This window comes from Pseudomonas sp. KnCO4 (assembly GCF_045344305.1).
In the GTDB taxonomy this organism is placed as follows: domain Bacteria; phylum Pseudomonadota; class Gammaproteobacteria; order Pseudomonadales; family Pseudomonadaceae; genus Aquipseudomonas; species Aquipseudomonas anuradhapurensis.
In genome coordinates this window covers 2,834,950-2,855,726 of sequence record NZ_CP174199.1, presented here as the reverse complement: position 1 = coordinate 2,855,726, position 20,777 = coordinate 2,834,950, and the positions used below count along the sequence as shown (strand labels likewise).

19 protein-coding genes are annotated in these 20,777 nt (G+C 56.4%); 9 read left to right on the top strand and 10 right to left on the bottom strand.

Annotation, left to right across the window (positions count from 1 at the left end; genetic code table 11):
- Positions 1 to 85 precede the first annotated feature (85 nt).
- Positions 86 to 976 (bottom strand): LysR family transcriptional regulator, encoded by an 891-nt coding sequence (locus tag ACJA3S_RS13510; protein WP_406818836.1) that lies wholly within the window; start codon positions 974 to 976, stop codon positions 86 to 88.
- 199 nt (positions 977 to 1,175) lie between these two features.
- Here ACJA3S_RS13510 and ACJA3S_RS13505 point away from each other — a divergent pair, with 199 nt between their 5' ends.
- Positions 1,176 to 2,141, top strand: a complete 966-nt coding sequence (locus ACJA3S_RS13505; protein WP_406818835.1) for an ABC transporter substrate-binding protein — start codon at positions 1,176 to 1,178, stop codon at positions 2,139 to 2,141.
- A gap of 16 nt (positions 2,142 to 2,157) precedes the next feature.
- On the top strand, positions 2,158 to 3,114 hold the full coding sequence (locus ACJA3S_RS13500) for an aliphatic sulfonate ABC transporter substrate-binding protein (RefSeq protein ID WP_406818834.1): 957 nt from the start codon (positions 2,158 to 2,160) through the stop codon (positions 3,112 to 3,114).
- An 86-nt stretch (positions 3,115 to 3,200) separates the two neighbouring features.
- Here ACJA3S_RS13500 and ACJA3S_RS13495 read toward each other — a convergent pair whose 3' ends face one another.
- Both ACJA3S_RS13495 and ACJA3S_RS13490 read right to left on the bottom strand, forming a co-directional pair.
- Positions 3,201 to 3,764 carry a carboxymuconolactone decarboxylase family protein gene (locus tag ACJA3S_RS13495; RefSeq protein ID WP_406818833.1) on the bottom strand — a complete coding sequence of 188 codons (564 nt, stop codon included), beginning with the start codon at positions 3,762 to 3,764 and terminating at the stop codon, positions 3,201 to 3,203.
- Positions 3,765 to 3,774: 10 nt separating this feature from the next.
- Positions 3,775 to 5,103, bottom strand: coding sequence for an aspartate aminotransferase family protein (locus ACJA3S_RS13490; protein WP_406818832.1), 1,329 nt, complete (start codon positions 5,101 to 5,103; stop codon positions 3,775 to 3,777).
- Positions 5,104 to 5,327: 224 nt separating this feature from the next.
- On the opposite strand from ACJA3S_RS13490, the gene glnH reads away from it, so the two are divergent.
- From glnH to ACJA3S_RS13460, 6 genes are all read left to right on the top strand, one after another.
- Positions 5,328 to 6,071: a glutamine ABC transporter substrate-binding protein GlnH gene (glnH, locus tag ACJA3S_RS13485; RefSeq protein WP_406818831.1), complete on the top strand. Its 744-nt coding sequence runs from the start codon at positions 5,328 to 5,330 to the stop codon at positions 6,069 to 6,071.
- A 31-nt stretch (positions 6,072 to 6,102) separates the two neighbouring features.
- Positions 6,103 to 6,759 carry a glutamine ABC transporter permease GlnP gene (gene glnP, locus ACJA3S_RS13480; protein ID WP_170029801.1) on the top strand — a complete coding sequence of 219 codons (657 nt, stop codon included), beginning with the start codon at positions 6,103 to 6,105 and terminating at the stop codon, positions 6,757 to 6,759.
- Positions 6,756 to 7,478: a glutamine ABC transporter ATP-binding protein GlnQ gene (gene glnQ / locus ACJA3S_RS13475; protein ID WP_406818830.1), complete on the top strand. Its 723-nt coding sequence runs from the start codon at positions 6,756 to 6,758 to the stop codon at positions 7,476 to 7,478. Before glnP ends, glnQ begins: the two co-directional genes overlap by 4 nt.
- Positions 7,479 to 7,489: 11 nt before the next feature.
- Positions 7,490 to 8,527, top strand: coding sequence for a C45 family autoproteolytic acyltransferase/hydolase (locus ACJA3S_RS13470; protein ID WP_406818829.1), 1,038 nt, complete (start codon positions 7,490 to 7,492; stop codon positions 8,525 to 8,527).
- Between the two features lie 12 nt (positions 8,528 to 8,539).
- Positions 8,540 to 9,445 carry a MurR/RpiR family transcriptional regulator gene (locus ACJA3S_RS13465; RefSeq protein WP_406818828.1) on the top strand — a complete coding sequence of 302 codons (906 nt, stop codon included), beginning with the start codon at positions 8,540 to 8,542 and terminating at the stop codon, positions 9,443 to 9,445.
- A 167-nt stretch (positions 9,446 to 9,612) separates the two neighbouring features.
- On the top strand, positions 9,613 to 10,587 hold the full coding sequence (locus ACJA3S_RS13460; RefSeq protein ID WP_406818827.1) for an NAD(P)/FAD-dependent oxidoreductase: 975 nt from the start codon (positions 9,613 to 9,615) through the stop codon (positions 10,585 to 10,587).
- Between the two features lie 1,006 nt (positions 10,588 to 11,593).
- Here ACJA3S_RS13460 and ACJA3S_RS13455 read toward each other — a convergent pair.
- The 4 genes from ACJA3S_RS13455 to ACJA3S_RS13440 all read right to left on the bottom strand — a co-directional run bounded on the left by ACJA3S_RS13455 (position 11,594) and on the right by ACJA3S_RS13440 (position 14,398).
- The gene (locus ACJA3S_RS13455; protein ID WP_289514817.1) at positions 11,594 to 11,893 is read right to left on the bottom strand and encodes a hypothetical protein; all 300 of its coding nucleotides are present in this window, start codon (positions 11,891 to 11,893) and stop codon (positions 11,594 to 11,596) included.
- 15 nt (positions 11,894 to 11,908) lie between these two features.
- A complete protein-coding gene (locus ACJA3S_RS13450) occupies positions 11,909 to 12,223 on the bottom strand; it encodes a hypothetical protein (protein ID WP_289514818.1) in 315 nt (104 codons plus the stop codon).
- 640 nt (positions 12,224 to 12,863) lie between these two features.
- The gene (locus tag ACJA3S_RS13445; protein ID WP_289514819.1) at positions 12,864 to 13,955 is read right to left on the bottom strand and encodes a hypothetical protein; all 1,092 of its coding nucleotides are present in this window, start codon (positions 13,953 to 13,955) and stop codon (positions 12,864 to 12,866) included.
- Between the two features lie 239 nt (positions 13,956 to 14,194).
- The gene (locus ACJA3S_RS13440; protein WP_289514820.1) at positions 14,195 to 14,398 is read right to left on the bottom strand and encodes a hypothetical protein; all 204 of its coding nucleotides are present in this window, start codon (positions 14,396 to 14,398) and stop codon (positions 14,195 to 14,197) included.
- Positions 14,399 to 14,922: 524 nt separating this feature from the next.
- On the opposite strand from ACJA3S_RS13440, the gene ACJA3S_RS13435 reads away from it, so the two are divergent.
- Complete coding sequence (locus ACJA3S_RS13435) at positions 14,923 to 15,531, top strand: DUF262 domain-containing protein (protein ID WP_289514821.1); 609 nt, start codon at positions 14,923 to 14,925, stop codon at positions 15,529 to 15,531.
- Between the two features lie 662 nt (positions 15,532 to 16,193).
- Here the strand turns inward: ACJA3S_RS13435 and ACJA3S_RS13430 are convergent.
- The 3 genes from ACJA3S_RS13430 to ACJA3S_RS13420 form a co-directional block, all read right to left on the bottom strand.
- Complete coding sequence (locus ACJA3S_RS13430; protein WP_289514822.1) at positions 16,194 to 18,482, bottom strand: 3'-5' exonuclease; 2,289 nt, start codon at positions 18,480 to 18,482, stop codon at positions 16,194 to 16,196.
- 415 nt (positions 18,483 to 18,897) lie between these two features.
- Positions 18,898 to 19,149, bottom strand: coding sequence for a hypothetical protein (locus ACJA3S_RS13425; RefSeq protein WP_289514823.1), 252 nt, complete (start codon positions 19,147 to 19,149; stop codon positions 18,898 to 18,900).
- A gap of 330 nt (positions 19,150 to 19,479) precedes the next feature.
- On the bottom strand, positions 19,480 to 20,664 hold the full coding sequence (locus ACJA3S_RS13420) for a hypothetical protein (RefSeq protein WP_289514824.1): 1,185 nt from the start codon (positions 20,662 to 20,664) through the stop codon (positions 19,480 to 19,482).
- Between the last annotated feature and the right edge of the window lie 113 nt (positions 20,665 to 20,777).

The following is a 20,777-nucleotide window of genomic DNA, read 5'->3' as shown; positions in this document are numbered from 1 at the left end:
AATTATTTGTTTTAAGAATCTATGCAGCGGCATGTTATGCGAAAAATGCATTTAGTGACACTGCACACGCTGGTCCTCGGCACGCTCAGCCCAGCAGTCTATGCCCGGCTACTTCACCAAACAGTTCCACTGGCTCCTGCAAATTGCCCAGGTAGCGCGGATGGAACAGCCACAGGTCTACCTGCGGTTTGAAATCGGTGACATTGAGCACGTCCAGGGCATCGCGATGCCGGCTTGCTTGCAGCAACGGTTCCGGGACCAACCCCAGCCCCTGGCCATTGGCGACCAGCCCCAGTTGCAACTCGGTGCCGAAGGTCTCCAGGTTGATGGACAGGCTCAGCCCCTGTTCGCTCAGCGCTCGCTGCAGCCCTGCGCGGAAACCGCAGCCGTCAGGGTTGAGCACCCAGCCGCGGGTATAGCAGTCCTTGAGCTTGTAGCTGCGCTTGCCTGCGCTACCCCTGGCCGCCACCACTTTCAGCGGCATGCGTGCGATGGACTGGCTGGCGATGCCCTCGGGGAAAATCTTGCCTGGCGGGAACAATGCGGCAGCGGCGTCCAGTTCGCCGTTGTCCATGCGCGCGATCAAGCTGCTGCCCCAGCCACTGCTGACCTGGGTGCGTAGCTGTGGGTAGGCTTCGCGGATCTGTGCCAGGGCGTCAAGCAGTACCACATCGCCCAGGGTCTGCGGCACGCCCAGGCGCAGCGTGCCCGACGGGGCGCCATCGTTGGCCACCAGTTCGCGCAGCGAGTCGATCTCGCGCAGGATCGCCTTGCACTGCTCGTATACTCGCAGCCCCATGGGCGTCGGCTTGAGCGGTTTGGTGTTGCGGTCGAGAAGGGTGGCGCCAAGGTCTTCCTCGAAATTCTGCACCCGGCGGGTAATGGCCGGTTGCGTCAGTTGCAAGGCTTCGGCGGCAAGGTTGGTCGACTGGCAACGAATGACTGCGACGAAGGCGTCCATATCATCGATTTTCATAATCGGCGCTCACGGAATCGAACGGGAAAAATAAGGCATCAGCATAATCGCACTGGCGGGTAATGACATCTGCAGGGTTTGCTTTGATTAAAACGCATATTAGGTTATTCCTAAAATCAATTTAGTTTATTTGATGGTTGTCGCTAGAGTCGCCTGACCGGGCTGCATGACGCCGCCCGCCCAGGCAGCGAGGAGCGCCATGTCCATTCGAACGAAATTGTTGACCCTTGCCGCGGCCCTGTTGCTGACAGGCCAGGCGATTGCCGCAGAGCGCCTGACCCTGCGCATCGGTGACCAGAAGGGCAACATGCGCGCCCAGCTGGAGGCAGCCGACGCCTTGCGCGATCTGCCCTACGACATCCATTGGGCCGAATTCCCCGCTGCCGCGCCGCTGGCCGAGGCGCTGAATGCCGGGGCGATCGATGCCGGCATCATTGGTGATGCGCCGCTGTTGTTCGTGCTGGCTTCGGGGGCGCCGGTCAAAGCCGTCGCCGTGGACAAGTCAGACCCTTACGGTACCGCGCTGCTGGTCCGGCCTGATGCGCCGCTGCAAGGCGCAGCGGACCTCAAGGGCAAGCGCATTGCCACTGGCCGAGGTTCGATCGGGCACCACCTGGCGCTCAAGGCACTGGACCAGGCCGGGCTCGGCGAGAAGGACGTGGAGTTCCGTTTTCTCGGGCCGGTGGACGCCAAGATCGCCCTGGCCAATGGCGCGGTGGACGCCTGGGCGACCTGGGAGCCTTACACCGCGCTGGCCGAGCTGAGCGGGCAGGGCCGGGTGCTGGTCAACGGCCGCGGTCTGTCCAGCGGCAACAGCTTCCTTGCCGCCACCGACAAGGCGTTGGGCGAGCCTGCGCGGCGTGCGGCACTGCAAGACTACCTCAACCGCCTGGCCGAGGCGCAGGTGTGGGCCAACCAGCACCTGGACAGCTACTCGAAAACCCTGGCCGCAATCATCGGCTTTCCCGAGGATGCCGCCCGCCTGCAGTTCGAACGCCGCCATCTGCGCTGGCAAGTGATCAACCCACAGACCGTGGCAACGCAGCAGGACACCGCCGATTTCTATCATGCCCACGGCCTGATGAACGAACGCCTCGATGTGGCACCGACCTTCGCCAGCGGGTTCAGCATTCCTGCGACCGCCAAGCTGGCCGCACAACCCTGACTCAGGAGATTCCTTCATGCCATTCAAAGCTCTACGCCAGCTGGGTCTGGCGCTGCTGGCCAGCGCCCTGCTGCCAAGCCTGGCCAGCGCCGACCAGACCCTGCGCATCGGTTACCAGAAGTCCTCGACCCTGCTGACCCTGCTCAAGGCCCGCGGCAGCCTCGAGCAACGCCTGCAGGCCGAGGGCATCCGGGTCAGCTGGCATGAGTTTCCCAGCGGGCTGCCGCTGCTGGAGGCACTGAACCTGGGCAATGTCGACCTGTCGGCGGACGTCGCCGACACCGTGCCGGTGTTCATCCAGGCGGCGGGGGCCGAGCTGACCTACTTCGCCCGCGAAACACCATCGCCAACGGCCCAGGCGATCCTGGTGCCGGCGGATTCGCCGCTCAAGACCCTGGCCGACCTCAAAGGCAAACGCGTGGCGGTGACCAAGGCGGCCGGAAGCCATTACCTGCTGATCCAGGCCCTGACCAAGGCCGGGCTGACGTTCAAGGACATCACCCCGGCCTACCTGATCCCCGCCGACGGCAGAGCCGCCTTCGAGAACCACAAGGTCGATGCCTGGGTGACCTGGGACCCTTACGTGGCCAGTGCCCAGCGCCAGCAGAACGCGCGCATCCTGGCCGATGGCAGCGAGTTGGCCAGCTACCAGCGCTATTACCTGGCCAGCAGCGACTACGCCAAGGCCCACCCCGAGGTGCTCCAGCAGGTCTACCTGGCCTTGCGCGAGGTCGGGGCCTGGACCAAGGCCAACCCGGCGCAGGCCGCGCGGATCCTTGGCCCACTGTGGGGCAACCTGGACAGCACCACGGTACAACAGGCCAACGCCCGGCGTAGTTACGACGTGCAGCCAGTGAAGCTGGAGAACCTGGCCGAGCAGCAGCGCATCGCCGATGCGTTCTATCGCGAGGGGCTGCTGCCAAAAGCGGTGGATGCCCGCGCGGTAAGCCTTTATCAGCCGGCGCAGGATTAGTCAGCGCATGGATGTAGCAGGGCGCGCGAACCAGGACGTCAGCCAAGCTGCAGGAGCGAGTTCTCCCGCTCCTCCTGCGGCGGCCGTCAAGGTTCAGGGAATGGCAAAGGTGCGGTTGTAGGGCGCCGGACAGCGAAAACGTTAAGCGTCATGGCCACCAAGGCGTAGTACCCGAAAATCGCCACCAGCTCGACTACGGCGGGCTCGCCGAAAGCATCCACCGCGTCCTGGTAGCGCTCATCGCTGACTCGGCGCGTACGGTAGAGCTCTTCACCCAAGTGGTAGACGATGGCCTCATCTTTCTGGATGAAAGTGGGCGTACGTTGTACCCGCAGCGCCTCGATGACCTCATCGCTGAGCCCGCTGCTGCGAGCAATAGGCTCATGGATCTGCCACTCTGCCTGGGACTGCCACCATGCTGCGGTGAGCAGGATCGCCAGCTCGCTCAAACGCAGGTCCAGCCGCGTGTGGTATCTGCAGAAAGCGCCAAGCCGTTGTGCGTGATCAGCCAGTGCAGGGCTATGGATCCAGGCGAGGAAGGGGCCGTCAAGATTTCCCCTTGGCCCCTGAAGAATGTCACTCAGCACCTTGCGCTGATCCTGGCTCATCTCCTCTTCATGGAGTGAGGTCAATCGGGATCGAATGTTCATAAGCGTCCTCTCAAACCCCCGCGATTGCGCTGTCTATTGCCAACGCGAGCTTGTCCACGATCGCGTCGATATGACTTGAGTCGATGATGAAGGGCGGTGCCAGCAGAATGTGATCGCCTCGTTGCCCATCCACAGTACCGCCCATGGGGTAGCACATGAGGCCGTGTGCCATGGCGGCTTTCTTCACCCGTGCGTGCAGTTTGACCGATGGATCAAAAGGCGTTTTCGTTGCGCGATCATTGACCAGTTCGATGCCACGGAATAGCCCGCGCCCGCGGACATCACCCACATGAGGGTGCTCGCCGAACCGCTCGGTCAAGCGTGCTTGCAGGGTGTCTCCCAGCGTCACGACCCGGTTCAGAAGCCCGCGCTTGTCGATGGTTTTCTGCACGGCCAATGCCGCGGCACAGGCGGTCGCGTGGCCTATGTAGGTGTGGCCATGCTGAAAGAAGCCTGAACCGTTGGCGATAGCGTCACGGATCTTCGCGCTGACCATCGTTGCGCCAATCGGCTGGTAGCCGGCGCCCAACCCTTTGGCGACAGTGATCAGGTCGGCCGTGATTCCCTCCTGTTCGGCCGCGAACAATGAACCCGTGCGGCCCATGCCACACATGACTTCGTCGAGAATGAGCAGCACGCCATGGCGATCGCAGATTTCACGCACGCGTTTGAAGTAGCCCGCGACAGCTGGAACGGCACCCAAGGTGGCCCCTACGACAGGCTCAGCGATGAAAGCCATGACGTTTGCCGGGCCCAGGCGGCAGATTTCCGATTCCAGCTCTGCGCCCAGGCGCTGAGCATATTGCTCGACGGTCTCAGTCGGTAACTGATCACGGTAGGCATAGCTCGGGCTTACGTGGCTGACGTTGATCAGCAACGGCTCGAATTGCCGCCGTCGCCATTCGTTACCACCTGCCGCCAGGGCGCCCAACGTGTTTCCGTGATAGCTCTGACGACGCGCAATCACATGCTTGCGGCTGGGCTGGCCGATTTCCACGAAGTATTGCCGCGCCAGTTTGAGTGCGGTTTCCACCGCTTCAGAACCCCCGGACACGAAATAGACAGACTCCAGACCCTTCGGGGCGCGAGCGACGAGAAAATCTGCCAGCTCTTCCATGACGTCAGTGGTGAAGAAAGAGCTGTGGGCGTAGGCCAATTGCCCTATCTGATGGCGTACCGCTTCGATGACCTCGGGGTCGCTGTGGCCAAGGCAGGAAACTGCTGCGCCGCCACTGGCATCCAGGTAGCGCTTGCCGGCGCTATCAATCAGATAGGGCCCATCACCTGCTACGGCTGTGGGGTAGGTATGGTTGAAGCTTCGATGCAAGACGTGGCTCATGATCACCTCCAAGGGGTGTGCAAATAATACTTGCATATAGATCATAAGCAACGGATATTTGCATCTAGCCGTAGGGAGTGCGGCTCGCCTTGCGCTGGTGGACGCACACCACTGGCATGGAATTGCCGCCAATAACAATCAGGGGCCTGCCCCATATCTTGCTACTGCCGCTTTCCCTCGGGCCGCCAATGGCAACCGAGCCTCCCCCTTACAGAGGAAAGACGATGAAAAAATTTCTTAAGGTATCGCTTGCAGCTTTTGCTCTGGCCATTTCAGGCACCTCCATGGCTGCCGGAAAAGAGCTGCTGATCGCAACAGACACGGCGTTCGTGCCTTTCGAGTTCAAGCAGGGCAATGAGTATGTGGGCTTCGATATCGATCTGTGGGCGGCTATCGCCAAAGAGCTGGGTTGGACCTACCAGCTCAAGCCGATGGATTTCAACGGCATCATTCCTGCGTTGCAAACCCATAACGTGGACGCGGCGCTGGCGGGGATCACGATCAAGGAAGAGCGCAAACAGGCCATCGATTTCTCCGACGGCTACTACGACAGCGGCTTTCTGCTGATGGTCAAGAGTGACAACGAGACCATCAAGGGGGAAGCAGACATTGCCGGCAAAAGCCTGGCGGTGAAGAGCGGAACGTCGGCCGCCGACTACGCCAAGGCCAATCTCAAGGCCAAGGATCTGCGTCAGTTCCCCAACATCGACAACGCCTACCTGGAACTGCGCACGGGGCGCGTCGACGCCGCCATGCACGATACGCCGAACGTGCTTTATTACATCAAGACCGCCGGCGAAGGTCAGGTCAAAGCCGTGGGCGCGCAGATGATGGCACAGCAATACGGCATCGGCTTCCCCAAAGGCAGCGAATTGCGTGAGCCAGTCAATGCAGCCCTGAAGAAACTTCGGGAGGATGGCACCTACGCCAAAATCTATGAAAAGTGGTTCGGCACCCAACCACAGTAAATCTTCCCAAGTTTTCTGAGAGTTCACCGTCATGCATTTTCAATGGAGCGCCATCTGGGATGCGCTCCCGGTTCTGCTGGAGGGCGCCAAACTCACGCTCTGGATCTCGATCCTGGGCCTGATCGGCGGCGCCATCATCGGCGTGATCGCGGGCTTCGCCCGCGCTTACGGCGGTTTCTTCAGCAGTCGGGTAGCGTTGGTATTCATCGAGCTGATTCGCGGCACCCCCATCATGGTGCAGGTGATGTTCATCTACTTCGCCTTGCCCCTGATGATTCCCGTGCGCATCGATCCGTTCGGGGCCGCTGTGTTCACCATCATGATCAACTCGGGCGCCTACATCGGCGAGATTACCCGAGGCGCTGTGCTGTCGATCAACAAGGGCTTTCGTGAAGCTGGACTGGCGCTGGGCCTCTCTGGCCGCGACACCCTTCGCTATGTCATCACGCCGCTGGCGTTTCGCCGGATGATCCCGGCCCTGGGCAACCAGTGGATCGTCAGTATCAAGGACACGTCGTTGTTCATCGTCATCGGTGTGGCCGAACTGACTCGCCAGGGCCAGGAAGTCATCGCCGGCAATTTCCGTGCGATGGAGGTCTGGTCTGCCGTGGCCGTGATCTACCTGATCATTACCCTGGTGCTCAGCTACATCCTGCGCCGTATGGAAGCGAGGTTGAAAATCCTGTGATCGAATTCAAGAACGTTTCCAAACACTTCGGCAGCACCCAGGTGCTGCATAACATCGACCTGAGCATTGCCAGCGGTGAGGTCGTGGTCATCATCGGGCCGTCGGGCTCTGGCAAATCCACCTTGCTACGCTGCATCAACAAGCTGGAAGAAGTCACCGAGGGCGAGCTGATCGTCGACGGCTTGAAGGTCAACGACCCAAAGGTCGATGAACGCCTCATTCGCCAGGAAGCCGGCATGGTGTTCCAGCAGTTCCATCTGTTCCCACAGATGACGGCCCTGGAAAACGTGGCGTTCGGGCCGATCCGGGTGCGCGGGGCAAGCAAGGCCGAAGCACATGCGCTTGGTCGTGAGCTGCTGGCCAAGGTAGGCCTGGCTGAACGCGCTGACCATTACCCGTCGCAGCTGTCCGGCGGCCAACAGCAGCGAGTGGCCATTGCCCGGGCACTGGCGGTCAAGCCCAAGATGATGCTGTTCGACGAGCCGACCTCGGCGCTGGACCCTGAGCTGCGTCATGAGGTGCTGACGGTGATGAAGGCGCTGGCAGAGGAGGGCATGACCATGGTCATCGTCACCCATGAAGTGGATTTCGCGCGCAAGGTAGCCAGCCGACTGATCTTCATCGACAAGGGGCGCATCGCCGAAGACGGCAAGCCACAAGAGCTGATCGCCAACCCACCCAGCCCGCGCTTGCGCGAGTTTCTCCAGCACGTTTCATAAGGGGCAATGCGATGCTCACTCAACTTCACATCGCCGGCGATGCGTTCGAGCTCGGACGGCGCCTGGGTGAATTCGGTCGTCAATCCGTACGTGGCAAACTGCGCAGGTTGCCGCTCTGGCAACACCTCGCTTCGTTGGCTGATACGGACAAGGCGCGGCAAATGAAAACGCTGGTGCGTGAACGCTATCCGCGCTACTGGCAGGAGATCGAAGGCCTGGCCGCCGGGCTTGAATTGCCCGTCGATGAAGTCTTCATGTGGAACTGCAGGGGCGATTTTCCTGGGTTGGTCAGTGTGGATGGCTGTACCACGGTATTGGGTCAGGCAGAGCAGGGGACCCTCATCGCGCACAATGAAGACGGGCTGCCGCAATTGCGCGGTGATTGTGCGATTGTCCACGCCAAGCCGGAGGACGGCGCGGCCTTCATCAGCTTCGTCTATCCCGGCTCGATTCCGGGCCATACCTTTGCGGTCAACGAGTTCGGCGTCGTTGCGACGGTCAACAATATCCGCCCGGTTGATATCCCCGTGGGCTTGCCTCGGATGATTCTGGCGCGTGCCTCGCTGGATGCCCGAACGGTGGATGAGGCAGTTGCCGCAATCTCCCCGACGCCTCGCGCCGGGGCGTTCCACCACGCATTCGGGCAAGCGGGTAGCGCTCGTGTCGTCAGTGTCGAAGCAACGTCAGATGGCGTTGTCGTTCGTGAGGTTGAAGCATCGACTGGCCACTCGAACCATCTGGTCGATTCGTCGTTCCGGGAGTTCAAGCAGATCGTGACAGGTAGTTCTGGTGCTCGTCAGCAGCGAGTCGATCATCTGTTGGCCGGCTCAAGCCGTAAGCTTGATTTGACGCTGGCGCTGCAAATACTGCGCGACGAGCAGAGCGCAACGTTGCCAGTCTACCGCTGTGCGGAAGATGACCCTGATGACGAAAATACGCTTGCCACGGCGATCTTCACGCTGACGTCCAACGCTGTAGAATGGCGGGTTTATGCGCGCCGAGTGGCAGATCATCCTGACGCCCAGGGCGCCGTTGTGTTAGTCCAATAGCGGATAGCTTCGATGACGCAGTTCAATGAATACCTGCCAGAGACAGTGGCTGAGCTGAAACAGCTGCTGGCTGCCATCGATAGACAAGAGGTGGATATCGCTTTAGGCGGCAGTTCGACGCGAGTGTTGACCCAGATGATTGAATCGCCGCAATACGCGGCGGTGTCTTCAATCACCGAGTTGGCCGCGCAGTTCGGGGTCAACGCCTCGACACTGTCCAGGCTCGCCAGACGTCTTGGGTATTCAGGGTTCAGCAAATTGCAGGATGTCTTCCGACGAGAGCTGACAGAAGGCAAAAGCTTCTACAGCGACCAGGCCTCGCGGTTGGTGGTCAATACGGAAGGCGCTGGAGCGATTAGCCAATTGGCGCGACTGGGGCGCCAGGAAAGCGCCAACATCGCCAGTCTGGTCGAGCAGGTCGATCCCGCTGCGTTTGACGATGTCGTTGGCCTGCTGTGCAGCGCCAAACGCGTGCGAATCCACGGCATGAGGCAATTCAATTCGCTGGCGCTGTTCATGTCTTATGGGCTTGGAATGCTTCGGCCTGATGTCAGCGCACTGGATTCCAGTCGCCAAGGCGTTGCTGATGCGCTTGCTCAACTGGATGCCGGAGACCTGTTGGTTGTCGCCAGCTGCTTTCCGTATACCCCGAGCGTGCTGGCGACTGCCGAGGTGGCCCAACGACACGGGATAAAGGTCGTTGCTTTGACCGACTCCGCCAGTTCGCCTTTGGCCAAGACCGCGCTGCACAGCTTTTACGTGCCCAACCATAGCCTGTTCTTCAGCAACAGCATGTGTGCGTTCATGCTCCTGGCGCAGGGACTGCTCAGTGCGGTCGCCAGCTCCTTGGGCGAGACCGCAGTCGCCGCACTCAAGTATCGGGAAGAGCTCATCTCTGAGTTGAATTCCTCGCTGTAGCAGTACGCTGAGGTTTGTCACGCAGATGACAGGTTGCCGTATTGCCGAATTGCAACCGGGAGGGTGACTAGCACAGTACGGCCATCTGTCGCCCACAGGCACCCGATGTCAGCTATTGGTAGTCCACTGCTTACTTATAGACTGCGAGAAGCCCGAAGTGAGCATCCATGGAATCCCCTCCGAATAGTAGTAATGACCGCGACGCAGCGAACCTTGATGGTCAATATGATTTCGAATGCCTTGTCATCGGGGCTGGCCCTGCCGGATTGACCGCTGCAATCTATCTCAGCCGTTTCCATAGGCGAGTGCTGGTCGCCGATGGCGGCCACAGTCGGGCAAGGATGATTCCTCGCTCGCATAACTATCCCGGATTCCCACCTGGCATTTCTGGAGAGGAGTTGCTTGCGCGTTTGGCGGAGCAGGCCACTCAATATGGCGCATTGATCGAGGCTGGTTGTGTCGAGGGGGTAGCCCACGAGAGGTCTGGGTTTGTCGCCACGCTCAACGGCCGTTCGATCACCGCGCGAACGGTAATCATGGCCACTGGCATGAAGGATGTACTTCCTCCTGTTGAGGCCGCTTACGACGCGGTTGCGCAATCGAGGATTCGCCTATGTGCAATTTGTGATGGCTACGAAGTGAACGGAGACAATGTCGCTGTCTACGGTGAAGCGGAGTGCGCAATCCGCCACGCTCTGTTCCTGCGCAACTTCACTGACCGACTGACAGTGCTTATGAAGGCCAGTGCTGCAGAATGCCAGGGAATTGCCGGTGAAGCGCTTCAAGCTGGAATCCAGCTAGTGGAAGATGCGGCGGTGGACGTCATCCGGTTGGCCGGAGATCAGGTTGAGGTACAAACTCTGAAGGACGGTTCATTTCACTTCGATATCGTCTATCCGTGCCTAGGGTCTGAATCGTGCTCAGGCCTGGCTTCGGCGCTGGGCGCTGAAGTCGATGAGCAAGGTGCCGTGGTTGTCGATTCCCATCAATGCACCAACGTGAAGGGGCTTTATGCGGTGGGAGATGTGGTTGGCTCGCTCAAACAAATCAGTGTTGCTACTGGACAAGCGACTATTTGCGCCACTGCGGTGCATGGTCAATTGGATCGGCGACTGTGGGAACCACGCGACTGGTTCGGCTAGGGTCACCGCCAAGCAATGAGCTGCTTGATGAAAGCGAGAAAGGCGCGGTGCTCATTGCTGCTTTGATCGGTGTCGTGGCTTAGGAGACTAGAACACGTATTACATAATCTTTCATTTAACATAATACTCATTATGCGCAGATTCATATTTTCCACACAGGGCACTACTCAGATACATTTGAACCCTGAACCCATCACGGACGTTCGACCTTTACAGCCAAGGATGAGAGCGCGGAAGAAAAACTGTACCTACATCTGGAAGCAATCCGGGTTATCGCTCCCCATTTTCCATAACTCCAATCTTGCTTCGCGATTAACACCCTCACGCTGGGTGCTTTTCGCTAGACCACAAATCTAAGGTTGTCCAGATCATCCTTGCTGCACATTCACTTCCCAGGCACGCTGGACTCAAGATCCGGGCTGAATTCAGACTCCGAGGTGTCGCACGTGTTGCCATGTGACTTTCAGAAATCAGGCAATTACGGAGAACATGAGCTGGAGATCACGACGTAGCTGCATGTTTGTATCTAAGCATAATCTAAGCGTGACTTGGCGGTAATCCGATCGAAGGCGCCGCCGGTGAATCGGAAGTAAGTTAGGTTTTACTGCAGCGCGGAAGTAATTAAGGTGCTTCGGCAGCATGGTTCGATCAGCTCTGCCACATAAACTCCACACCAACCTTAGTGTCGGTATCGCTGAGTCGTTGGATTTATTCCTAATCTTGTGATCTCGGCTGCGTGGTAATCACCCAATTGCTGAGTTAATTTTTAGAAGTCTGATAAGCGCAGGCGCTTGGTGTCTGGTGTTAATTGATCGAAATAAAGAGTCGTGGGCAATCGCCAGCATTTGAATTAGGGTCGTTAATTTCAGATGGCTAGAAAGCCTGGCTTAAATGCTGTTAGCATCGAGAACACCTACTCATCCATATCACTCCTACCTGCCCTATCTTTTTCTAAGAGGTGGTGGCATAACTCAACTAAATGAATATTTAGTTGAGTAAACTCAGATCAAGTCTCGGTTTTATCTCGACGCCCTACTAACTTGTCGTGTAGCTCCTTGGTTTGTTCGCTGGCTCCTTCTTCGCGTGCGCTATCTAGATATCCCGGCTTGAGCATCTCTATCACATCGCGTGCGGAGTAGTCATTGTTGTGGGCGAGTCGGTCTAGCGCTCCGAGAAATTTGAATTTTCTAGCTACCTCTTCTTCTTGTAGCAAAGAGCTAGCGCAGCTGTATTCAGCAGATATCCTTCTATCTACTTCGAAAAGCACGCCCATTTTCTGGATGTCTGCAGTGAAATTCTTAGACATGCCCGCACCCTGCCCTCAGTCTTTTGGTAGCCAGGTTGGCCGATCTGCTCCCTCGGCGATTTGGATTTCAGCAATGCTGAAAATGTGACGCAATTGGTAAATCGTCTCACCCATGAACGGCTTTTGATCGATGTCCCCTCTCAGCATTAACAGCTCTACGACCTCGTCTACCTCCACGTGGTAGTGTTGCATGAGGTTGGCTAGATCCTGGAGAAACTGCTGAGCACGCTCAACCTCCGCTTCTTTTTGAAGCCTACCTATCTCGTCCTCTAGCTCGACGATGCGCTGTTTGGCTGCTCGTATGGCGTCTGATCGATGAGGGGCGTTCATGGTAGCAAGCTCCCGTAGCCATTATTTTTGCATTTTAGCGCGCTTGGAGTGACCGCCCGTCGGGCCAAAAAGCAATTGTTACTAGAAGCGCAAAAGTGCTTGGAGGCTCCATTGAGGGGCTGGAGTCCCTGTAAAGGTGAGTGCTAGCCAGTGCCTAATAGCCGTAGCCAAAAGTCGTGATGTCCAAGCACTCCTTCTAAATATTTAGCATAAATTGACAGGAGAAGCTTTCTCCCAGGCCACAGATTCTCCAACGGCAGCGTCAATTTACGAAAAATGTGGCGTTCGTGTTGGGTGGCCGGCGAGAGCAGCCCCGGCCTGCTGGCCGACCACGGTTTGCTCACGCACCTCATCAAGCGCCTGTAAGCCGAGGACACGCAGGCGCCCGCCCGCAGCCGTGAGGACGTACGGGGATCAAGTCGATGCCGCGTTTCTTAGGATCTCTTCTCTCTGGAGACCATGTGGGTAGAAATCTGAAATGAGAAAGCCAGGAGTTCACCTGGCTTATGGAAGCGGAGTGCAAGGGTTGGCCACTACGAGCGTCTGTCCTGTAAAGCGCCAGACAAGCTCTGCGCTTTTCATATTCCGCAGGCACAAAAAGGAAGGCGTGGCCCCTCCTCTTTGCTAAGGTCGTGAGCCTTCAGCTCTTTTTGAAGAGCTGCTCGAACTCTTCAGTCGACATTATTTCCACATCCGAAATAGGTTTCAGGGCGCGTAGGTTTGTCTGCTTCATGAGCATTGACTTCGAGATCCTGTGAAAAACAGATTCTATTTTCCCGCGCGATCGCTTAAGACGATTGGAGGGCTGAGTGATTTCAATCCCCGCTTCTAGGGCCATTTGCTTAATCCGTGCAGACGTAAAGTCGTGACCCAAATCAAGCTGGAAGATGTGGTAATCGTTGGTACCATTTCCTCCATCATTATCACCATGCACAGCCGAATCTAGCGCATCGGTCAAAGCATCGACCTCTACAACTTCTTGATTGCCAGCAAATGAAACGGCGCTTCCAAGGACGGTACCAGAGGTGATATGGGCGACGACAGCTACTAACGGGCGAACAACTGAGCCGTCATCCCTTTGAACCAACTGATCCACTTGCATGCTGTCAATAATCGCCGTGACGTCCGCGGCTGGCTTGACTTCCCTCAAGATCAATCCAGATCGGCCAGCTTTTGCATGAGTGAGCAGCACATCGATTTTCTGAAGCTCAGCGTCCGACGCGATGCTCTCCAGTGATACTTCAGCATGGACGTGCCATAAGCGACGCGCTTCCCAGATTGGCTCATAAAATGAAAGGCGCTGGCCAAGGCTGAGCTTGTAGCTCGAGCGCCAATCTGGCCCGAGGTGCAATCCCAGTGGCGGACTATTTGTCAAAGCTGCGATTACTGCGCTGATGCCATTACGCTCAAGGTAAGCGTCCACGCTTGGGAGAACCTGAGCTGGCAGGCATTCCTCCAGCGCCGCGATGCACGTGGGCAGCACCTCACCTGGAAGCTCGAACAGCTCAGCTGCTCGGCATTCGCCAAGCTCCTGGTGGAGAACGATAAACTGTGCATCGGACAGATGGTTCTCAAGCTCTTGATCATCCTCTTCGAGTTTGAGTGCCCTGTAGGTTTGGTAGCCAAGGAGCGCAGCCAGGACTTCCTGAAGTTTCGCGTGTCCCACTTCGATGCCCGCAGCGAGAAGTTCTGCTTTAGCATGTCGAGCAGCATGGGTGAGAATGTTGACCATCTCATGATCCTCAATCGCTGTCTTTGCTGCTAGTCGCTTAATCTGTCGGTCGACCAGAGCTTAGGAAACCTCTTGTGACTGTAGTCAGGCGGGTTAAAGTCGCATTGAAAAACGACAGGTGGTCAACTTTATCCACAACTTTAGCACTCTGCTCTTACAGTTAAATCAAGCAATTGCTAAATAGTTTGCTCCAAGCGCCCTCCTCATCTAGCATTCGCCAACGTTAAGCCTACCCAGGTTCAAGGTACTCGATGAATTTTCTCTTCAAAATTTGGGCTCATTTGTTCCCAGATCGCAGGCGCGAGGCCGAGATCAAGCGTGAGCGCGAATTCATCGAGGCTGTAAACAAGCTCAAAACGCTGAGGGTCGAGCGTGGTGTGATGTCGATCGATCCGGAAGAAATCCGTGACCAAGTCTTGCGGAGCCGTGAAGCTGCGAAGCATTTAGTGGATCCTGCGCACCGGAAGCGCCCAAGAACAGGGGCTGCAGACTGACAGCCTCATCAGCACCCTACCCTTATTGCCCTCTTTTAGCGTGCCCCTACGGGGTCGGCTGTTGTGAACCAAGCCACCGCTAGGCGGCCGTCTTGGCCCTTCGGGCTGCCATCCTCACGCCTTCGGCCGTAGGCCTGCACGCTCCGCTTGCTCGGTTAATAGATGTTCGTCTCGTGGCATCTGCCACCTTTAGCAATAATATGTGAACGGAGCAATCGCTGAATATCAAATTTAATTACGGCTTGCGTGGCCAATCCAAATGTTCTTTATACGGTACACGAAGCTATTCCCCGTACCGTATAAGAAACACTTTGTTGCTCTAGAGCTTTTGAATTCGCCTTTTGCTGGGTGAGGCTCCACTTGCATCGAGTTTTTAGCAATCGCAGTTATGCTATCTTGCTGAGCGTTAATGCGCGCCATTATCTAAGCCCACTTTATGCGCGCAGCTCAAAATTACTGTTTGTTGAGACCTTATGGCTTCTAATCACCCAACATTCCAGATCTTCAGCGGCGCCGACGATACTAGCTGCATCCGTATGCCGCAAAACCACCTTGCTTCCACGCTCTACATGCACCAGATACACACACTGGCATCCAATCTTGAGAAGTACTCAGCCGACCCTGGCAGTGCGCGTGCCCAGTACCCATGGGCAACCCGATTCGCCATGGGGCATCCCCTCGCCCCCTGGCAGCGTCCGGCTGTGTGGACGGATGAGCAGAGGGTCAGGTTCATTACCTCGATTTGGATGGGGGCAGACCTTGGCTCGTACCTCGTCAATGAGTGGTATGCGTATGCCGATCGCACTGGAGCGTTTGCGATCAATAGCGAGGTGCTGCTTGACGGCCAACAACGCCTCACCGCTCTAGAGGGTTACCTGCTTGGGGAGTTTGGCGTGCCCGATGCGCTAGGCCAGGTGAGGTTCTGGTCTGAGTTGGGCAATGCAGAGCGTCGCCGATTCCTCAATACGCCGTTTGCCCAGGCCCGGGTGCACTCGGATGATGAAACGGCACTCAGGCAGGCTTACGATCTTAGGGCGTTTGGTGGCACGCCACACACCGAAGATCAGCGAGCATCTGCATAACCGGTCATAGCTATATAGAGGGCACCTGCAAGGCGCCCTCCTCTTGATCTGCAATGCCACCTGGTTCCCGCGCGGCCAGAGATCACCGGTCAGTCCGACAGGTCTAACATAAAGCTGCCTCCTAGACGCTGTGCCAACGAATCGACTTTCCGTTGATCTCCCACGTCCTGTGCTTCAGACCGAAAGCTGCGCGTGCAAGCCCAAGATACAGTAGCTCAATCTGTGTCAGGGACGTTTGTTGACTGGAGCCAGGGCACCCTCGGTCATGGATGCTTTGACGCCTCGATAGTCCAACGAGATTTGCGCCTTTTCGGCTGACTCCAGGTGATCGCTTAGAATTTGTCGAAGATGATAGTCAACCCCGGGAGATGATTTAAGCGTCCGAGAATCAATCGTGGCCACCGAGAGCGCCCGCGGGCGCCGAGTGATTTCATTGTCAGCAAACGACCGCCATGGGTTTCGATGAAAAGATCAGAGACCACATCCGCCGCTTGGCCCTTATGGGGCTTTCATCCTCGGGCCTCCGGCCACAGACCTGCGCGCTCCGCTTGCGAGATCAGATGCGTCTTAGCGCAGAAAGTGTATTGCATTGCGGTGCTAGGCTCTGAACGACCAGGGAGCAAGTAGAAGCAGGCCAACTAGACCTGCTCCAACCTATGGCCTTAAGCGTATTCAGCTAGGGAACGTACTTTGCCTCCTTCAAATTTCAACAACTCGCACCAAGGCTGGATGGTGTTGAGCGCTTCAACAGGTGACAACTCGGCGTTTGAGATGTAGCTGATATGCAGCAAGTCACGGGCGCGAGTCATCGCAACATACAGCTTGGCAACATCGGCAGCATCAGATGCTTCTTGCGGGCGGGTACTAGAGAGCGACTCAGCCACGCTAGCAAGTAACACAGTGCCAAACTCGAAACCTTTGGCGCTTTCTACGGTAGATACGCGTACTCCAGGGGCGTCGATCGAAGCCTTGATGTCAACATGAGGTATTCCCGAGCTCTCCATGGCTTGAGTAACGTCATTTCGGAAGGCTCGCGACCGGGAGATCACGCAAACATCATTGAGCGCTTCGTCGCCGTGGATTTCCCTGATTTTGGTGATGGCCGAGATGACGTAAGCCAGCTCGTCCTCTTTGCTTTTGCAGCGAACGAGCCCTGGACGCTCACCCCGTCGAACAGCAAAGTCAGGTGCCAACGGTTTTTGTTGCGAGTCTTCATCAATGTCCGAGAACTCGTAGTTGATGATCAACGCATACGCGGCCTGCAGGATCTCCTTGGTGTTGCGGTAGTTCTTCTTAAAAACGCTCGCCCGGTTGAGCGTGATACCGAGCGTTTTCAGCGAAAAACCCCGCTTGTAGATAGTCTGAGCACCATCACCTACCAGGAAAAGACCATCTGGGGCCGTTTTCAGTAAATCACCAGCTTGCGTCCGGATCAACGACAGCATCTGAATCTCGTTCTGACTCAGATCCTGAACCTCATCGGCGAGGACAGCGCGCCAGCGCTTGGTGCTCTTTTCACCCTGAGCACTCAGAAGGGTGATGGCTTCCTGCACAATGCCCTCAAAATCTGGAACGCCGCCCTGTGCAATGATTTGTTCATAGGCTTGGAGGGCTTGCATGACCTGTCTGCGGGCAGGCTCTGCCAACGCTTTACCCCGGCCGATGCGTCGGAATGACGACTTCACGTAGTTCGAGTAGTCAGATGGCAGCAACCGTGTGCGGATGTAGCTCAGCTCTTCTCGCAAGAAATGCTTGAGGTCATGCGCGGACAATCGGCCAAGCGCGGAGGCTCCTGTATTGAACTCAGGCACGGCCTTGAGAACCGCAGACATCGCAGAATCGGTGTAAGACTCAACTGGCCTACGGGTTGGATCGGGCTTCAGTTCGTGGACAAGATCACGCGCCAACGACTGAATAGTAGTTACATGAATCAGTGAGCGTTCGGGGCCGCACAGGGACGTAACGAGCGAATTCAGCAGCTTACGCATGCTATCAGTCAGCGTCACCACCAGGACATATTCGCCATATTTTTTGGCCAAGAACTGAGCGCGATGAACAAGGACACAAGTTTTTCCACTCCCGGAAACACCTCTCAAACGCGAAGGGCCTGCAAGGTCAGCATGTGCGATCTTGCGCTGCTCAGGGTGCAGGTACAGCATCCACTCTTCCCGGTTGGACGGGTCAGGCATGCCCTCCTCTTCTTTCCAGGTGTAGAAGGTTTCTGCGTTTATAGGGGCATTGACAGCTTCCCAGAGTTCAGTAGCAGTGGCTTCATGGGCCTGTTTGGCGTCTAGGCGCAGACGCTGGCGAGCACCTTCCAGGTCGCCATGGTCGGCCATACCCAGCAGATCCGCCGCGAGCACAGCTGACTCGATATCCTGCTGCTTTTCGACCATATCCAGGATGCTGTTTGCTCCTTCACCCCAATCACCTTTAGTGACCCCCAGCAAAATCTGAATGGTCTCTGCGCGAAGCGTCGAGCCTTTGAAGTCTTCGGCAGAGAACGTCGAAAGCAGCGGTTCATCCAGGACGTGCTCGGGTGTGTCCAGCGAAACGTCGATGATCGGTGCCCTGATCGGCTCTTCTGCGCTGGAGACCTGGATGAAGTCGATCTTGCCGTCGGAATCCTTACGCACCCATTTGTAACCTCGGTGCAACTCCAGCCAGGTATCGGAATCGGCATGTGAACCGACAAACAGCATAATCAGAAAATCTTCGGTGCCGACTTTGTTGCGCTGGAGCACCAAACGGTAGCCGTCGCCGAGTTCGTACTTCTCGCAATCTAAACGCGACTCACCATTTTTCGTGCGCTCCAGGCGAATTTGGTCGCTCAGGTTTGCTTGTGTGCAAGCGGCTTCAGCGCGTTGGGCCGCTGTTTTACCCACTTTGTCAGCTTTGCTGAGGTCTCGAAGCATTTTACGGAATGAGCGCGGGATGATGACCTGAGGCATAACCTTCCTTGATAAGTCGACGTGAATGTCAGACCGCCTGTAGCCTTCGCACGAGGCGCTGGGCTGGAATAGTGGCACATTGCGATGATGGCTTCGATACCCTAAGCTCCAGATTGCCATTACCTAGACGAAAGTCGTACTCACCAGCCGCGAGCACCTGCAATCTACCTCGGCGCATGAGTTACGAGGCGTGAAGCGGTCGATATGATTCACCCGAAGAGAGCCTCTATAGCACGCCATCGAGCATCCGTCGGACGCTCTTGGCCACAGGTGTTGATAAAGAGATCAGAGACCAAACCCCGGGGCTCGTCCGAGAGTCCGTGACGCTTTGCCAGCACAGAATTCCTTTCCGTCAATGGCAGGGGACTCTAGAAAATCTAGCGTTCAAGGGTCGGCGATTGTGTTTCATGGGATTTCATACAGCGCCTAGCAGCACCTGCAGATCAGCTGAGCCCTGCATGTAAAGCTCTACCAGTATCTCTGGCAGCTTGGGCGTCCTCCCCGCCGCCCGAAGCGCCAGAAACTCAGCCACCAACTCGGTGTTGAACCAACGTGGGTTCAGTTCCTCAAGAATCCCTCGTCCACCAATTCGGTCGTTCAGGGCTGGCAAGATGGCCTCCATCAATGTGGACTTCCCAGTGTCATTGTCACCGACGAGAATGTTCACGCCCGAGTTGGGTTTAAAGCTCGAAATCTTTGTAGATGCGGTACCCACGAATGCCGATTTTTGTGATCACAGTCGACGTACCTTGGCGATGTTCTTTTGGATGGCCTAACTGCCATGCGGTGGTGCATCGTGGATCGGAGGTTATGAGCATTGCGAAGCTTAAAGAGCATCTGGCTGAAGCAAAGAGGCGCTCCACCCCAGGGGCCTGACATCATCGTTTGTAACGCAGTTTTTGGAATGTAACGTGGCCGATGTTACATTCCAGAAACTACGTTACAACCCCCAAGCCTCGGGCTTCTGCACGAGAATCACCCCCTCTGCTTGGCAAGCCTATTCGTCAGCCATCGCTGCGAGGTATCCGGCGATCTGAAGATTTTCCATCAGCCATAGCGCCTCTTCTATGCTTATCGGAAAAGCTCTGTTGTCGATGCTGATACATGGAAGGCCTACGTCTTCATCAAGTGCGATGAGCACGCGGTGATAGAGAGCGGCGCTTGCAGATGGTGCATTGCTCTGAAAGTACGCAGAAGCGATGAACTCGTAACCTCTCTTTTCGCCAGTAATAATGTCCATGGGATTCGCGCCAGCGCAGCCTGCACGTTCATGGATAAATTTATGCCATTCTAGTGAGGCTGCAAGCAGGGCCAGAGTAGCTTCGTCAAAGTGCTGAAATCCTAGCTCACAGTTGGTCGCTAGCAATATAGCGATATTTTTCGCGATTTCAACGCAGTTTTGTGCTGAGAGATGATAGTGTGAGCCATCCATGTCTAGTATCACATGCTTTTTCAAATTTTTCACAGCTACAGGGAAAGTGCCACTAAGCCCATATCCGTGCCATTCAAATTGGCGAAGATTTTCGAAGGCTTCGCCGCCAGCCGACTGTTCATGGGAATTAAACCTTGGGCCACAAGAGTTTTCGAGTTCGGCGGAAGGAGCGGAAACGTTACGTTCGACAGCTGCTTCTGCCTGGGCTTTGAGGTATCCAGCAATCCAGAGTTGCTCTACCAACCTAGAGGCCTGTACTATATCCATTGAAATGATGTTTCTGTCATAAGAGAACACTGTTCGATTTGTGTTTATACATGCGGCTATTTGTACCGCGTGATAATTATTAGTTCCAGGATTCGACTGAAGGCATCGGAAAGATCCGGCATAGAAATGCTCATGCGAGGTTCGCCTGTACACGTAGCTTTCCAGTGTGTCCTCTTCTTCTGAAGTCGTCCGCACCTCTATCAGCTCATACCATAGCATGTAGTTTTTAACGATCAGCGCTGCTTGTCGGCACACTTCAGAGTCGGATGCGCCAGCTAAGAGCTTGACTGTTTCTCCGAGAATGAAAACTAAAATTCCACATTGGTGGGCGGTGAGCTCATGCGGGAGGCCATCCATAAGAAGGCGGGAGTGGCCGCTTTGAAAGTCTATCGATAGCTCAGCACAGTTAGAATATGTGGTTTCATCGATCTTCGGCTCGGCGTGATGTAGAAGGGTGCCGCTGGCCCAGGCTTGGTCTTGCATAAATACCTCAATAAGCTCATATATTATAAATACGGCTCATTCGGCCAAAACCTTTAGAGAAAAATTAAAAATATTTTAATGGGCGCCTACATTTATTCTCTGTGAGCGCCGTT